Below are 14,161 nucleotides of genomic sequence, written 5' to 3'. Positions count from 1 at the left end.
ACTATCATGCAGAGCGTAACTGTCCGTTGGCAGTTATGGATTGTCGCCTTTGGCTTCTTTATGCAGGCGCTGGATACCACGATCGTCAACACGGCGATCCCGTCAATGGCTCAGGATCTGGGCGTGAGCCCGCTGCATATGCATTCGGTCATTGTCGCGTATGTGTTAACGGTGGCGGTGACGCTGCCGCTGAGCGGCTGGCTGGCCGATCGGTTTGGCGTCAGAAATATCTTCTTTAGCGCCATCGTTCTGTTTAGCCTGGGGTCGCTGATGTGTGGGTTATCGAACACGCTGGATCAGCTGCTCGTCGCGCGGGTACTGCAGGGCATCGGCGGCGCCATGATGGTGCCGGTGGGTCGCCTGACGGTGATGCGCATTGTGCCGCGCGATCAATATATGTCTGCAATGACATTCGTCACCCTGCCCGGCCAGGTGGGTCCGCTACTGGGTCCGGCGCTTGGCGGAGTGCTGGTGGAATATGCCAGCTGGCACTGGATTTTCCTGATTAACATCCCGGTTGGTGTGATCGGCGCCATCGCCACCTTAAAGCTGTTACCCAACTACGCCATGCAGCCACGACGCTTCGATTTTCTGGGTTTTATCCTGCTGGCAGTCGGTATGGCAACCCTGACGCTGGCCCTTGATGGTCAGCGCAGCAGCGGCGGCTCTGCGTTGTTGCTGGCGGCGATGATTCTGACAGGAATGGGGTCACTGCTGTTTTACCTGTTACATGCGCGCCATAACGACGATGCGCTGTTTAGCCTGAAGCTGTTTGATAATCGGGTGTTCTCTATTGGCTTACTCGGTAGCCTGGCGGGCCGCATCGGCAGCGGAATGTTGCCGTTTATGACGCCGCTTTTTTTACAGATCGGCATGGGTTTCAGCCCGTTTCATGCCGGTTTGATGATGATTGCGATGGTGCTGGGAAATATGGGCATGAAACGCATCGTGGTCCGTATCGTTAACCTGTTTGGCTACCGCAACGTGCTGGTGGGATCGACGGTGGGCCTGGCGCTGGTGGTCTTACTGTTTCCGCTGGTGGCGATGCTGGGCTGGACGGCCATGTTGCCGCTGGTGTTGTTTCTGCAGGGCATGGTGAATGCCATTCGCTTCTCCTCAATGAATACGCTGACGCTAAAGGAGCTGCCGGACGAACTGGCCTCCAGCGGCAACAGTCTGTTATCCATGATCATGCAGCTATCCATGAGTATCGGCGTTACCGTTGCGGGCCTGCTGCTGGGCGCCTTCGGCCAGTCGGCGCTGGGGCACCACGGGCTAAGCCATCAGGCCTTTATCTACGTTTATCTCTGTATGGCCCTGATTATTATTCTGCCTGCGCTGGTGTTCTGGCGCGTTCCGAAAGAAGAGAGTAAAAGCGTCGATCTGCGGCGCCGGAGAAGTGAATGAGATCGTTTCTGCGCGTTGGCATTGGTGCCAAGCTGTTTATGGCTATTTTCTCCACCTGCATGCTGGTGCTGATCACCATGCACTGGGGCGTCAGGCTGAGTTTTGAGCATGGCTTCGTGGACTACATTAAACGTGGTAATGAACAGCGACTGAATTTGCTGGGTGCAGCGCTGGCCGATCAGTACGAGCAGCATGGCAACTGGGACTTTCTGCGTAATAATGACCGACTGATTTTTACCATGCTGCGATCGCTGGAACAAAATCCCGACAGCAGTAATCAGCTTCCGCCGCACGGCTGGCGAACCCAGTTCTGGGTGCTCGATCAGCAGTACAAAGTGATGGTAGGCCCACGTTCACAGGTGCCGCCAGAAGGCATACGTCATAACATCACCACCAGCAACGGCAAAATCGTGGGCTGGATAATCAGCTCCCCGCCTGAACGCCTGACGCGCAGTACCGATATTAATTTTGATCAGCAACAGCGACGAACCAGTTGGTATATCGTTGGCCTCTCTACCCTGCTTGCCGCGCTGGTGACCTGGCTGATGGCGCGGGGCCTACTGGCGCCGGTCAAAAGGCTGGTGGACGGCACGCATCATCTTGCCGAAGGGAATTTAGCCACCCGGGTTGAGGTCAGCAGTCAGGATGAGCTGGGTCAGTTGGCCCATGACTTTAACCTGTTAGCCCGTTCGCTGGAAAAAAATGAGAGTATGCGCCGGGCATTTATGGCCGATATCTCCCATGAGTTACGCACGCCGCTGGCTATTTTACGCGGTGAACTGGAAGCCATGCAGGATGGCGTTCGTAAGCTGACGCCCGACGCCATTACCTCATTGCAAAGTGAGGTTGCCCTGTTAACCAAGCTGGTTGACGATTTACATCAGCTTTCTCTTTCTGACGTCGGCGCGCTGGCCTACCGCAAGCAGGCGACGGATCTGGTGCAGCTTATTGAGGTCAGCGCAGGCAACTTTACTGAGCGCTACCGGGCTCATGATTTAACGCTGCATCTGGACATGCCTGAAGAAGCCCCTTTCTTTGGCGATCCCGATCGCCTGATGCAGTTGTTTATCAACCTGCTGGAAAACAGCCTGCGTTACACCGATGCCGGTGGCGAGGTCCGGGTACGTCTTTGGTATGACGCGCCCTACTGGCGAGTCATCATTGAAGACAGCGCACCCGGGGTGGATGGCGAGCAGCAGGCCAAAATTTTCGAGCGTTTTTTCCGTACCGAAGGTTCACGCAATCGCGCCAGCGGCGGCTCGGGGCTGGGCCTGGCTATCTGTAAAAACATCGTTGATGCGCATGGCGGCACGATAACCGCGACGCACGCTGATTTAGGTGGACTGAAAATCGCGCTACAATTGCGTTATGTTCCTCCCGTTTAGAAGACTATGAATCAGGAAAACGCATATCCGCTGATCCTTGTGGTTGAAGATGAACCCAAGCTGGCACAACTGATGATTGATTATTTACAGGCATCTAACTACCGGACTCATCACCTGGCGCACGGCAATGAAGTACTGGATTATGTTAACCAGACGCCGCCCGATCTTATCCTGCTGGATTTGATGCTGCCAGGTAAAGACGGGCTGACGCTGTGCCGTGAAATCCGGCGCGACTCTGAACTGCCGATTATTATGGTGACCGCGCGTACGGAAGAGATCGATCGCCTGCTCGGCCTTGAAATTGGCGCAGACGACTATGTCTGTAAGCCTTTCAGCCCGCGGGAAGTGGTTGCGCGCGTCAAAACCATTTTGCGTCGCGTCAAACGCTCGCCAGAAGACGCGCCGGTCGCATCGCTGCTGAAAGTGCACGAAAGCCGCTTTCAGGCCAGCTGGCGCGATGAGCCGCTCGATTTAACCCCTGCGGAATTTCGTTTGTTAAAAACGCTGTCCCTTGAGCCGGGGAAAGTCTTTTCCCGTGAGCAACTGTTAAACCATCTTTATGATGATTATCGCGTGGTCACCGACCGCACCATCGACAGCCATATCAAGAACCTGCGCAGGAAGCTGGAAAATCTGGACAGCGAGCAGCCCTTTATCCGCGCCGTGTACGGCATGGGCTATCGCTGGGAAGCCGATATCTGTCATTTGATTTAGATTGATTCAGATCAATTTACTTCCTTTTTCTCACTGCCTACAATTCCGCATCTTTTGCAGGGTTTAGCCCTGCACGTGCCGCCCAGGCGGCATGCTGACCTGATATCAGTGAGTTCATCATGAAACCAGAATTGCTTTCTCCAGCCGGAACGCTGAAGAATATGCGTTACGCCTTTGCCTACGGCGCGGACGCCGTGTATGCCGGCCAGCCGCGCTACAGCCTGCGCGTGCGTAACAACGAGTTCAGCCATGAAAACCTGGCGAAGGGCATCAATGAAGCCCATGAACTGGGTAAAAAGTTTTACGTCGTTGTGAATATTGCCCCGCATAACGCCAAGCTGAAAACCTTTATCCGCGACTTAACGCCGGTGATTGAGATGCAGCCGGACGCGTTGATTATGTCCGATCCCGGATTAATCATGCTGGTGCGTGAGGCGTTTCCGTCCATGCCCATTCACTTATCCGTTCAGGCCAATGCCGTTAACTGGGGAACGGTGAAGTTCTGGCAGCAAATGGGGCTAAGTCGGGTGATTTTGTCACGTGAACTGTCGCTGGAAGAGATCGCCGAGATTCGCCAGCAGGTGCCTGAAATGGAGCTGGAAGTGTTCGTACACGGTGCGCTGTGTATGGCCTATTCCGGGCGCTGCCTGCTTTCCGGTTACATGAATAAGCGCGATCCTAACCAGGGAACCTGCACCAATGCCTGCCGCTGGGAATACCAGTTGCAGGAGGCTAAGCAGGATGAGGTGGGGAATATTGTTGAAATCCATCAGCCGGTTACCGTGCAGGACGTCACGCCAACCCTGGGCATCGGCCAACCCAGCGACAAGGTGTTTCTGCTGGAAGAGAAGATGAAACCCGGTGAGATGATGAGTGCCTTTGAGGATGAGCACGGCACCTACATTATGAATTCGAAAGACTTGCGTGCCGTGGCGCATGTTGAACGGCTCAGCCAGATGGGCGTTCACTCATTAAAAATTGAAGGCCGGACCAAATCCTACTATTACTGCGCTCGCACCGCTCAGGTCTATCGCAAAGCCATTGACGATGCCGCCGAGGGCAAACCCTTTAATCCCGCTCTGCTGGAAACGCTGGAGGGCCTGGCGCATCGCGGCTACACCGAAGGCTTTTTACGCCGTCATACCCATGACAGCTACCAGAATTACCAGAACGGCTATTCCATCTCGGAACGTCAGCAGTTTGTCGGCGAATTCAGCGGCGAGCTGCGTGATGGCTGGGCGGAAGTGGTGGTGAAAAATAAATTTGCCCTGCACGACAGCCTGGAGATCATGACGCCCGCCGGCAACCTGATTTGTACGCTGGATGCCCTGCAAAACAGCCGGGGCGAGCCGACGGAGGTGGCGCCGGGAGACGGACATCGCGTCTGGATGAAGGTGCCGCCTGATGTTGACCTGCAATTTGCGTTGCTGCTGCGCAACTTTACTGCGGGTCAGGATACACGCGATCCGCACGCCACGCGCGTGCCAGCTTGACACATTTTGACAAAAGCAAGAGTAGGATCACAGACGGCTTAATTTTGCTGTTCTATAGTGCTGCCTGCTACCAATGAGTAACAATTATCAGCAGCTGTAACTGGATCCACCTCATTCACCCGCCCGGCTCCCCCGTGCGGGTTTTCTTTTTTCTCCTTTTCGCCAATCATTTTTCTTCTCCGGCTATGCTATAACCACTCACTACGCTTTAGATCTCCAAGGAACAGATAATGGACAAACAATCGCTTACGCTGCTGATCCTGAACGGTAAAGGCGCAGGCAATGATGATCTACGTGAAGCGGTCACTAAGCTACGCGATGAGGGCTACAACATTGCCGTGCGCGTGACGTATGAAAAAGGCGACGGCGAGCGCTACGTCGAAGAAGCCCTGGAATTACAGGCTGAAACCGTGGTGGCAGGCGGCGGCGATGGCACCGTCAATGAAATCGCCACCGCCCTGGCGTCCGTCAACGTCGCCGACCGTCCTGTCTTAGGCATTATTCCCCTGGGGACGGCCAACGATTTTGCGACCAGCGTCGGCATTCCTGAAGAAATCGAGCCTGCGCTGCGTCTGGCGATTCAGGGCAAAGCCTACGATATCGACCTGGCCCGGGTAAATCAGCATCACTACTTTATCAATATGGCGACCGGCGGCTTCGGTACACGTATTACCACTGAAACGCCGGAAAAACTGAAGTCGGCCCTGGGTGGCGTTTCTTACTTCATTCACGGGCTGATGCGCATGGACACGCTCAAGCCCGACAGCTGTGAAATCACCGGACCTGATTTTAGCTGGCAGGGTGATGCGCTGGTCATTGGCATTGGTAACGGCCGTCAGGCTGGCGGCGGTCAGCGTTTGTGTCCCGCTGCGTTGATCAACGACGGCCTGCTCGACATCAGCGTGGTCACCGCGCAGGAGTTACTGCCTACCCTGCTGCACTCACTGACCGGCGGCGATGAGGACAATCCCAGCATTATTTCCACCCGTCTATCGTCCCTGACGATCCGCTCATCGCATGAGATGACGTTTAATCTGGATGGCGAACCGCTGTCCGGACAGGAGTTTACGATTGATGTTATGCCAGGTGCGCTAAGCTGTCGCCTGCCACCGCAGTGCGCGTTGCTGAGCTAAGTTAACCGGGAGTGAAGACTCCCGGCTTAGATGTAAACAGTTCGTGATTGCATTCACAATTTCGTCACGCCAACTTGTATGGTAGTCGCGGGGCGCGTAATTTTTCATCCTTACCGCCGGAATGGCCTGTCGCTCCCTCCGCCACAAGGATGCATGATGCTGCAAACTGACCACCTTCCCGCTGATGTTAAGCGCCCCGCCTACGACCGTAGCCAGCTTAAGACCCGAATGATACACATCGGGTTTGGTGCCTTTCATCGCGCCCACCAGGCGTTATGTAGCGATAAGCTGGCTGAACTGGGCAGCGACTGGGGTTACTGCGAGGTGAATTTGAACAGCGGCGCTCTTATTCAGGCGCTGCGGGAACAGGACCTGCTCTACACGCTGACAGAAAAGAGCGACGATGCTGTAGAAACCCGTGTAATCGGCATTATCACGTCTGCGTTGCATGGCAAAACGGACGGTATTGAGGCCGTCATTGAGGCGCTGTGTCAGCCTGACGTGGCGATTGTATCAATGACCGTGACAGAGAAAGGCTACTGTCATCTGCCCGCCAGCGGCGACCTTGACGTTCAGCACGCGGATATTCAGCACGATCTGGCGCAGCCGGACCAGCCGCACTCTCTGCCGGGTCTGATTGTCGCGGCAATCCGCCGCCGCCGTGAACGGGGAGTCGCGCCATTTAGCGTGATGTCCTGCGACAATATGCCAGAAAACGGCCGCGTAACCCGTAATGTCGTGATGCAGCTGGCCCGGCAGTACGATGCCTCCCTGGCTGACTATATCCAACAGAACCTCACCTTTCCCTCCACCATGGTGGATCGTATCGTGCCCGCCATGAATGACGCGGCATTTGACGCCCTGCGCCAGCGCATCGGTTCACGGGATCCGGTCGCCGTTGAAGCTGAACCTTTTTTCCAGTGGGTGATCGAGGACCATTTTGTCAGCGGCCGACCGGACTGGGATAAAGCGGGCGCTCAACTGGTGCAGGATGTTCTGCCGTTTGAGCAGATGAAGTTGCGCATGCTCAATGGCAGCCATTCGTTTTTAGCTTACCTTGGCTATCTTGCCGGTTACGAACACATCAGCGACTGTATGGCTGATGACGCGTTTCGCGCAGCGGCACGGGCGCTGATGGTCAATGAGCAGGCACCTACGCTGACCATTCAGGATGTCGATTTATCCGCCTATGCCGATGCGCTTATCGCCCGCTTTGCCAATCGGGCGATTAAGCATCGGACTTATCAGATTGCGACCGACGGGACCCAGAAGCTGCCCCAGCGCTTTCTCGACAGCCTGCGTTGGCATCTGGACCACGGCACGCCGTGTCCCTTGCTGCTGCTGGGCATCGCGGCCTGGATGCGCTATGTCAGCGCAGTGGACGAAAAAGGCGAGCCCATCGAGATCCGCGATCCGCTGAACGCACAACTGGCCACTTGCGTAGCGGAAAGTGATGACGGTGAAGCTCGCGTGCGGGCGTTACTCAACATCAGCAGGGTATTTGGCGACGATCTTGCTAAAAACGATGCGCTGGTGAAACAACTTACCGCCTGTTACCTGCAGCTTGCCGCTCAGGGAGCCCGTGCCAGCGTCCAGCAGGCCATTGCCGGTCCTGAGGTCTGATGCGATCGCCTGATGCCCAGGCCGAAGATAAAACGGACAGCGATATGACACTTTCTTACACCATTACCACCAGCGAACCGGTGAATCAGCAGGTTTACCGCTATCTGCGCCGCGATATCGTGACGTGCGTAATTCAGCCGGGCGCACTGCTCTCGGAAAAAGAGGTTTCCGCCCGGTTCAACCTCTCACGTCAGCCGGTGCGGGAAGCCTTTATCAAGCTCGCGGAGGCCGGTCTGGTTCAGATCCTGCCGCAGCGCGGCACCTTTGTGCGCAGGATCTCGGCTAAACGGGTCGAAGATGGTCGTTTCATTCGTGAGGCCGTGGAGATTGCCGTGGTCCGTCGCGCTGCTGAGGAAATCGCAGAGTCAGGGCTGATGGCGCTGGAGCATAACCTGCAACTGCAACGCATCACCGCTGCCCGTGGCGATAGCCAGATGTTCTTAAGCCTGGACGATGAGTTTCATCGCCTCATCGCTGAGAGCATCGGCTGTCCACTGGCGTGGGAAACGGTTGAAAACATCAAAGCCACCATGGACCGGGTACGCTATTTAACCCTGAATGACGTTGCACCCGCCGAAACCCTGATAGAACAGCATGATGCTATTTTTGCGGCGCTGAAGGCAAACGATCCCGGCAAGGCTGAGGCGGCGTTGCGCCATCATTTGCAGGCCATGATGTTTTCGATCACCCCAGTCATCAAGCAAAACAGCGCCTGGTTTGAAGAGGATTAACGCCTTGCCAGTCTGCAAGGCGAAACACGATGGGCTACCACCACTGATGGAAATGGTGCACCGGCCCAATCCCGTTGCCCACTTCCAGCGAATCTGCCGCCAGTAATGCCTGCTGCAGCCAGGCTTTCGCTTCACTGATCGTCGCTTCCCAGCTGTCATGCCGGGGACGTAAGGCCGCGAGCGCGGCGGACAGCGTACAGCCAGTGCCGTGCGTATGACGCGTGTTTACCCGCACGCTGCTAAAGCGCTGACGCCCTGCCCGTGTCAGCAGCCAGTCCGGGCTTTCATCACCATCGAGATGACCGCCTTTCATCAGCACTGCCTGGGAACCCAGCGCCAGTAGCGCTTCGCCATGGGTGAGCATCTCATCTTCATTGAGGGCAACCTGGCATCCCAGCAGTGCAGCGGCTTCGGGCAGGTTTGGCGTAATCAATGACACCTGTGGCAATAAACGATCTCGCACACAGGCAATCGCATCCGGATTCAGCAGGGCATCGCCGCTTTTAGCCACCATCACCGTATCCAGCACCACAAAGGGAATTTCCCGCCGCTGCAGGCCATGGGCCACCCGCTCGACAATTTCTGTTTCAGACAGCATGCCAATCTTCGCACTGTCGATGCGCACATCATCCAGCACCGAGTCCAGCTGGGCGGTCACAAACTCTGGCGCAACACGGTATACCGACTGCACGCCGTAGGTATTCTGCGCCACCAGCGCCGTGATCACACTGGTACCGTACGCGCCCAGTGCAGAGAAGGTTTTCAGATCGGCCTGGATACCGGCCCCGCCGCTGGGATCGGTCCCCGCAATCGTCAGGGCATTAATGCGTTTCATCAGGTGCCTCCAGCGTCCAGAGTGCATCCAGGAAAGCAGGCGCAAAGCTACCCGGTCCATCTGCATCCTGCGCGGCCTTTTCTCCAGCCAGCGCCATCACCCGACAGGCGCAGGCGATGTTGATCAGTCGGTCACCTGGCAAACAGGCAAAGGCCGCAACCACCGCTGAAAGCGCACAGCCGGTGCCGACCACCCGCGTCATTAACGGCGAGCCGCCCGTAATCGCCCAGGTTCGCTGTCCATCGGTGACATAGTCTACTTCGCCGGTTACGACGACACAGGTATCAAAAGCTTTTGCCAGCTGTTGGGCAGCCTGCAGCGCGGCTTCGGCCGAATGCAGGCTGTCAACACCGCGTCCGCCTTCTGCCTGCTGCGCCAGTGCCAGAATCTCTGAGGCATTGCCGCGAACCACTGCAGGCGACTGCGCGAGTAGCTGCTTGCAAAACGCGGTGCGCAGCGTCAGCGCGCCGACCGCCACCGGATCCAGTGTCCATGGCGTGCCCGCCTGGTTTGCTGCAAGCACCGCAGCCTGCATCGCTTGCTTACGATCGTGGGTTAGCGTACCGACATTGATAAGCAGCGCATCGGCAAGCGCGCTAAACTGCGCCGCTTCTTCAGCGTCGATGACCATGGCCGGAGAGGCATTAAGGGCGAGTAAAACGTTAGCCGTTAGCGTTTGCACCACATCGTTGGTCATACAGTGCACCAGCGGTGACTGACGGCGAAACTGTTGCAGAATGGGCGCGCATTGCGCATCAGAAAGGTGTTGCGGTTGATGTGTCATCATAACTCCCAACCGGCGGACAAGAAGGCGAATGCGGTCAGGCATCAGACTTCCCTACGCTGGCATTATCCAGATCAGGTAATACGGGTTTTTCTCAGCCTTCACAAAGAAGGGCACCCCGAGTCGTGTTACGAACAAAAGCTTAAGTAAGCGCTCTGATTTAAGCAAGGCTCTTATTATTTTTTCGATTTGATATGCAAAGCTTTTGCATGATCTCGATCAACCACCAACTTCACAAAAAAAGGCTTAATGCTGCGGGCTCTAAATTTGCACGTAATAGCCGCGAAAGCCGTTTAGCTATTTAACAATAATATTCGCCCCTGTTACACCATCTATTAATAAATTAAACCTGCCAAAAACATCGCACCCTAAAAGTAAACGCATAAACGTAAAAAACAAATAAACAGAACACTTCATCCTTTACAGGAAGCATGATGCGATTCTTAGCGCTTATTCCTCATCGTCACCGATGGACCGACATTAGCATCACCCGTCAGGGTGCGGTTTCTCCTTCTGGCCGATATTATTATTCCACCTATCTTTCTGCCCGCTGCCAACGTTGCGATACGGTTATCCATCGGGTTTATTACCGCGATATCAGTGATGATCAGGCGCGTCGCTGGCTGGGATGATCTGGCTGACCGCGCGCCCTGTTTTGCCAGGTTACGTGGTTGAAGCAATTTGATAGTCTTGCGGTTACTGAGTCACTGGATTGCTTACACTTATGCCATTCCTGCTGGATACACTAGGACACCAGATCTACCTTTCCGCCCCGTTGTTTATCCTGATTTTTCTGGGATTCTGCCTTATCCGGTTTGGCAGATGGCCCGTTACCGTCAGCGAAGGCATGAACCGTTTTGTGTTCAATGTCGCCCTGCCCTGCATGCTGTTTCGCATCATGAGTGATTTTTATAACAGTCCACCGGTCGATGTACGCCTGCTGCTGGCGTTTTTTGGCAGTTGCCTGTTGGTCTTCATTGTGGGACGGATTGTCGCATCGCGCCTGTTTCAGTTGGATGGCGTAGCCGGATCGGTTTTTGCCCTGGGCGGCGTGTTCTCGAACAACGTGATGCTGGGGATTCCGGTTGCTACCGTCCTGCTTGGTCAAGCGGCACTCCCCTCCGTCGCGCTGGTGCTGGTGTTTAACAGCCTGATTCTCTGGACCTTGCTGACGGTATCGGTGGAGTGGTCCAAACAGGGCAGTTTCTCACTGGGGGGGTTTAAACGAACCTTGATCAGCGTGCTGAAAAACCCATTAATCATTGGTATTTTGTCCGGCACGACCTGGAGTCTGCTACAGCGGCCGCTTCCCGTTATTGCCGCTGAACCCCTACGCATGCTGGCATCGATTGCCGCGCCTCTGTCCCTGATTACCCTTGGCATGAGCCTGGCGCACTACCGGATTCGGGAAGGCTTAAAAGAGAGTTACACCATCTGTGCGTTGAAACTGATTCTGCAACCGCTGTGCGTCTGGGCTATTGCCTGGCTGACCGGGTTACCCGCGCTGGAAAGCAAAGTGGTGGTGCTGCTGGGATCCATGGCGGTGGGCGTGAACGTCTATCTGATGTCGCAGAAATTTAATGTGATAACCGGACCGACGGCCGCGAGCATGCTGTTTTCCACGCTTTTTGCTGCCATAACTACACCGTTATGGATGATGCTGATGACGCTGGCCGGATATTAAAAAGCCCCGCAACACAGGTTACAGGGCTTTCGTCTTGCGCGTAAAACTTAGTGCGCAGGCTGGGTGCGAATCAGGTAATCAAACGCGCTCAGTGAGGCTTTTGATCCTTCACCGCTGGCGATGATGATCTGCTTATAAGGAACGGTGGTGCAGTCCCCTGCGGCGAAAACGCCTTTCAGGCTGGTTTCGCATTTCGCATCGATCATGATTTCGCCCATCTTGTTGCGCTCAACCGCGCCTTCCAGCCAGTTGGTGTTAGGCAGCAGACCGATCTGCACGAAAATGCCCGACAGCGCCAGCTCATGAGTAGTCTGGTTAGTGCGATCCAGATATTGCAGGCCCGTCACCTTACTGCCATCGCCTTTCACTTCCGTGGTTTGTGCATTCAGGATCACATCCACGTTTTTCAGGCTGCGCAGTTTGTCCTGCAGCACTTTATCTGCACGCATTTCACTGGCGAACTCCAGCAGCGTCACGTGTTCAACAATGCCCGCCAGATCGATTGCGGCTTCTACGCCGGAGTTACCGCCGCCAATGACCGCCGTGCGTTTGCCTTTAAACAGCGGGCCGTCGCAGTGTGGGCAGTACGTCACGCCTTTGGTGCGGTATTGCTCTTCGCCAGGCACGCCCATGTTGCGCCAGCGCGCACCGGTGGCAAGAATGATACTGCGCGATTTCAGCACCGCGCCGGAGGCCGTTTCAATAGCGTGCAGGCCGCCTTTCACCGCAGACGGAATCAGTTTAATCGCGCTCTGGCTGTCAATAATGTCAACGTTGTAATCATCCACGTGAGCGCGCAGGGCGCCGGCCAGTTTGGCCCCTTCCGTTTTCTGTACGGAAATGTAGTTTTCAATATCGACTGTATCCAACACCTGTCCACCAAAGCGCTCGCCCAGTAACGCGGTGCGAATCCCTTTACGTGCGGAGTAGATAGCCGCGGCGGCGCCCGCCGGACCGCTGCCCACGATCAAAACCTCGTAAGCCTCACGCTTGTTCAGCTCTTCTGCGGCACGCTTATCTGCATTGGTGTCGACTTTGCTGACGATCTCCGCCAGGCTCATGCGGCCCTGACCGAATTCTTTGCCATTCAGATAGACAGCGGGCACGCCCATCACATTGCGTTCCTGAATTTCATTCTGGAACAGGCCACCGTCAATGGCGGTGTGGCTGATACGTGGGTTTAACACCGCCATCAGGTTTAATGCCTGCACCACATCCGGACAGTTGTGGCACGACAGTGAATAATAGGTTTCGAAATGGAAATCCCCATCCAGCGCCGCAATCTGGTCGAGCAGGCTTTGCGCTTCTTTAGAGGGATGCCCACCGGTCTGTAGCAGTGCCAGTACCAGTGAGGTAAATTCATGACCCAGCGGCGAACCGGCAAAACGCGGCCCCTGATCAGCGCCTGGGTTAGTAATTAAAAACGAGGGCTTACGCACCTGACGATCGTTCTCTTCACGAAAGCTGACCTTGTCTGACAGGCTCGCGATATCGACCAACAAATTGCGAATCTCCGTTGATTTCGCGCCATCATCCAGCGTCGCAATCAACTCCACAGGCTTGGTGAGTTTCTCAAGATAGGCTTTGAGCTGTGTTTTTAAATTGGTATCAAGCATAGTGAGTTCCTGGTCAAAAAATCGGGTGCCGCAGCACCCGATGAGAAAATGATCGACGTATCGATGCGAAATTAGATTTTGCCAACCAGGTCCAGAGACGGTGCCAGAGTGGCATCACCTTCTTTCCATTTCGCCGGGCACACTTCACCTGGGTGAGACGCCACATACTGTGCCGCTTTCACTTTGCGCAGCAGATCAGAGGCGTCACGGCCGATACCTTCAGCAGTGATTTCTACTGCCTGGATCACGCCCTGTGGATCAACGATAAACGTACCACGATCCGCCAGACCTTCGTCTTCGCGCATGATGTCGAAGTTGCGGGTCAGCGCGCCAGTTGGGTCACCAATCATCGCATATTTGATTTTCGCGATGGTGTCGGAAGAACCGTGCCAGGCTTTGTGGGTAAAGTGGGTATCGGTAGACACGGAATAGATGTCCACGCCCATTTTCTGGAACTCTTCGTAGTGATCCGCTACGTCGCCCAGTTCGGTTGGGCAAACGAAAGTGAAGTCAGCAGGATAGAAGAAGAAAACACTCCATTTACCTTCAACGTCTTTCTCGGTTACATCAATGAATTCGCCGTTTTTGAATGCGCTGTTTTTGAACGGCTTAATTTTGGTATTGATAATGGACATGTGATGGCCTCCTTTAGAATATGTGATGCAGATTACAAATTTTTCGGGCCAACATCTAATAAGCCCTCGTTATCAATAAAATAAACGAAAGCTATCAAACGCCGATCGTCTTGATCTTTCA

General features: G+C 55.2%; 14 protein-coding genes and 1 riboswitch. Of the genes, 9 read left to right on the top strand and 5 right to left on the bottom strand.

From position 1 onward, the window contains the following. The first annotated feature begins 6 nt into the window (after positions 1-6). From NXS97_RS20840 to yegQ, 4 genes are all read left to right on the top strand, one after another. The gene (locus NXS97_RS20840; protein ID WP_116219904.1) at positions 7-1,407 is read left to right on the top strand and encodes an MFS transporter; all 1,401 of its coding nucleotides are present in this window, start codon (positions 7-9) and stop codon (positions 1,405-1,407) included. Then, positions 1,404-2,792 carry a two-component system sensor histidine kinase BaeS gene (gene baeS, locus NXS97_RS20835; RefSeq protein ID WP_116219903.1) on the top strand — a complete coding sequence of 463 codons (1,389 nt, stop codon included), beginning with the start codon at positions 1,404-1,406 and terminating at the stop codon, positions 2,790-2,792. Before NXS97_RS20840 ends, baeS begins: the two co-directional genes overlap by 4 nt. 6 nt (positions 2,793-2,798) lie before the next feature. After that, complete coding sequence (gene baeR, locus NXS97_RS20830; RefSeq protein WP_013026399.1) at positions 2,799-3,506, top strand: two-component system response regulator BaeR; 708 nt, start codon at positions 2,799-2,801, stop codon at positions 3,504-3,506. A 116-nt stretch (positions 3,507-3,622) separates the two neighbouring features. After that, positions 3,623-4,999 (top strand): tRNA 5-hydroxyuridine modification protein YegQ, encoded by a 1,377-nt coding sequence (gene yegQ / locus NXS97_RS20825; protein WP_116219902.1) that lies wholly within the window; start codon positions 3,623-3,625, stop codon positions 4,997-4,999. A 38-nt stretch (positions 5,000-5,037) separates the two neighbouring features. Here the strand turns inward: yegQ and NXS97_RS20820 are convergent, their stop codons facing one another. Then, complete coding sequence (locus tag NXS97_RS20820; protein WP_019106532.1) at positions 5,038-5,169, bottom strand: hypothetical protein; 132 nt, start codon at positions 5,167-5,169, stop codon at positions 5,038-5,040. Positions 5,170-5,229: 60 nt separating this feature from the next. Between NXS97_RS20820 and yegS the strand changes: the two genes are divergently transcribed. The 3 genes from yegS (at position 5,230) to NXS97_RS20805 (ending at position 8,486) form a co-directional block, all read left to right on the top strand. Further along, the gene (yegS, locus tag NXS97_RS20815; protein WP_014594093.1) at positions 5,230-6,132 is read left to right on the top strand and encodes a lipid kinase YegS; all 903 of its coding nucleotides are present in this window, start codon (positions 5,230-5,232) and stop codon (positions 6,130-6,132) included. A 156-nt stretch (positions 6,133-6,288) separates the two neighbouring features. Next, on the top strand, positions 6,289-7,755 hold the full coding sequence (locus NXS97_RS20810) for a mannitol dehydrogenase family protein (protein ID WP_064352347.1): 1,467 nt from the start codon (positions 6,289-6,291) through the stop codon (positions 7,753-7,755). A gap of 44 nt (positions 7,756-7,799) precedes the next feature. Continuing rightward, positions 7,800-8,486 (top strand): GntR family transcriptional regulator, encoded by a 687-nt coding sequence (locus tag NXS97_RS20805; protein ID WP_013026403.1) that lies wholly within the window; start codon positions 7,800-7,802, stop codon positions 8,484-8,486. Positions 8,487-8,520: 34 nt separating this feature from the next. On the opposite strand, the gene thiD is transcribed toward NXS97_RS20805, so the two are convergent. Together thiD and thiM are read right to left on the bottom strand one after the other, a co-directional pair. Further along, positions 8,521-9,321: a bifunctional hydroxymethylpyrimidine kinase/phosphomethylpyrimidine kinase gene (gene thiD, locus NXS97_RS20800; RefSeq protein ID WP_116219901.1), complete on the bottom strand. Its 801-nt coding sequence runs from the start codon at positions 9,319-9,321 to the stop codon at positions 8,521-8,523. After that, positions 9,308-10,108, bottom strand: coding sequence for a hydroxyethylthiazole kinase (gene thiM, locus NXS97_RS20795; RefSeq protein WP_041457722.1), 801 nt, complete (start codon positions 10,106-10,108; stop codon positions 9,308-9,310). The genes thiD and thiM overlap by 14 nt, the downstream gene beginning before the upstream one ends. Positions 10,109-10,139: 31 nt before the next feature. Further along, positions 10,140-10,236, bottom strand: a riboswitch (TPP riboswitch). Positions 10,237-10,539: 303 nt separating this feature from the next. Between thiM and NXS97_RS20790 the strand changes: the two genes are divergently transcribed. Continuing rightward, the gene (locus tag NXS97_RS20790) at positions 10,540-10,737 is read left to right on the top strand and encodes a hypothetical protein (protein ID WP_014605434.1); all 198 of its coding nucleotides are present in this window, start codon (positions 10,540-10,542) and stop codon (positions 10,735-10,737) included. 92 nt (positions 10,738-10,829) lie between these two features. After that, positions 10,830-11,789, top strand: coding sequence for an AEC family transporter (locus NXS97_RS20785; RefSeq protein ID WP_014605433.1), 960 nt, complete (start codon positions 10,830-10,832; stop codon positions 11,787-11,789). A gap of 47 nt (positions 11,790-11,836) precedes the next feature. On the opposite strand, the gene ahpF is transcribed toward NXS97_RS20785, so the two are convergent. Both ahpF and ahpC read right to left on the bottom strand, forming a co-directional pair. Beyond that, positions 11,837-13,405, bottom strand: a complete 1,569-nt coding sequence (gene ahpF / locus NXS97_RS20780) for an alkyl hydroperoxide reductase subunit F (RefSeq protein ID WP_013026407.1) — start codon at positions 13,403-13,405, stop codon at positions 11,837-11,839. A gap of 71 nt (positions 13,406-13,476) precedes the next feature. Beyond that, positions 13,477-14,040, bottom strand: coding sequence for an alkyl hydroperoxide reductase subunit C (gene ahpC, locus NXS97_RS20775; RefSeq protein ID WP_013026408.1), 564 nt, complete (start codon positions 14,038-14,040; stop codon positions 13,477-13,479). Positions 14,041-14,161: the final 121 nt, after the last annotated feature.

The sequence above is a fragment of the Pantoea sp. B623 genome (assembly GCF_024814475.1).
GTDB classification, from domain to species: Bacteria; Pseudomonadota; Gammaproteobacteria; order Enterobacterales; family Enterobacteriaceae; genus Pantoea; species Pantoea ananatis.
This window is presented reverse-complemented; position numbering and strand designations above follow the sequence as displayed.

Excerpts from the sequence above, each read along its gene's own strand:
- NXS97_RS20840 (WP_116219904.1), top strand. The coding sequence starts at position 7 with ATGCAGAGCGTAACTGTCCGTTGGCAGTTATGGATTGTCGCCTTTGGC.
- baeS (WP_116219903.1), top strand. The coding sequence starts at position 1,404 with ATGAGATCGTTTCTGCGCGTTGGCATTGGTGCCAAGCTGTTTATGGCT.
- baeR (WP_013026399.1), top strand. The coding sequence starts at position 2,799 with ATGAATCAGGAAAACGCATATCCGCTGATCCTTGTGGTTGAAGATGAA.
- NXS97_RS20820 (WP_019106532.1), bottom strand. The coding sequence starts at position 5,169 with ATGATTGGCGAAAAGGAGAAAAAAGAAAACCCGCACGGGGGAGCCGGG.
- yegS (WP_014594093.1), top strand. The coding sequence starts at position 5,230 with ATGGACAAACAATCGCTTACGCTGCTGATCCTGAACGGTAAAGGCGCA.
- NXS97_RS20810 (WP_064352347.1), top strand. The coding sequence starts at position 6,289 with ATGCTGCAAACTGACCACCTTCCCGCTGATGTTAAGCGCCCCGCCTAC.
- NXS97_RS20805 (WP_013026403.1), top strand. The coding sequence starts at position 7,800 with ATGACACTTTCTTACACCATTACCACCAGCGAACCGGTGAATCAGCAG.
- thiD (WP_116219901.1), bottom strand. The coding sequence starts at position 9,321 with ATGAAACGCATTAATGCCCTGACGATTGCGGGGACCGATCCCAGCGGC.
- thiM (WP_041457722.1), bottom strand. The coding sequence starts at position 10,108 with ATGATGACACATCAACCGCAACACCTTTCTGATGCGCAATGCGCGCCC.
- NXS97_RS20790 (WP_014605434.1), top strand. The coding sequence starts at position 10,540 with ATGCGATTCTTAGCGCTTATTCCTCATCGTCACCGATGGACCGACATT.
- NXS97_RS20785 (WP_014605433.1), top strand. The coding sequence starts at position 10,830 with ATGCCATTCCTGCTGGATACACTAGGACACCAGATCTACCTTTCCGCC.
- ahpF (WP_013026407.1), bottom strand. The coding sequence starts at position 13,405 with ATGCTTGATACCAATTTAAAAACACAGCTCAAAGCCTATCTTGAGAAA.
- ahpC (WP_013026408.1), bottom strand. The coding sequence starts at position 14,040 with ATGTCCATTATCAATACCAAAATTAAGCCGTTCAAAAACAGCGCATTC.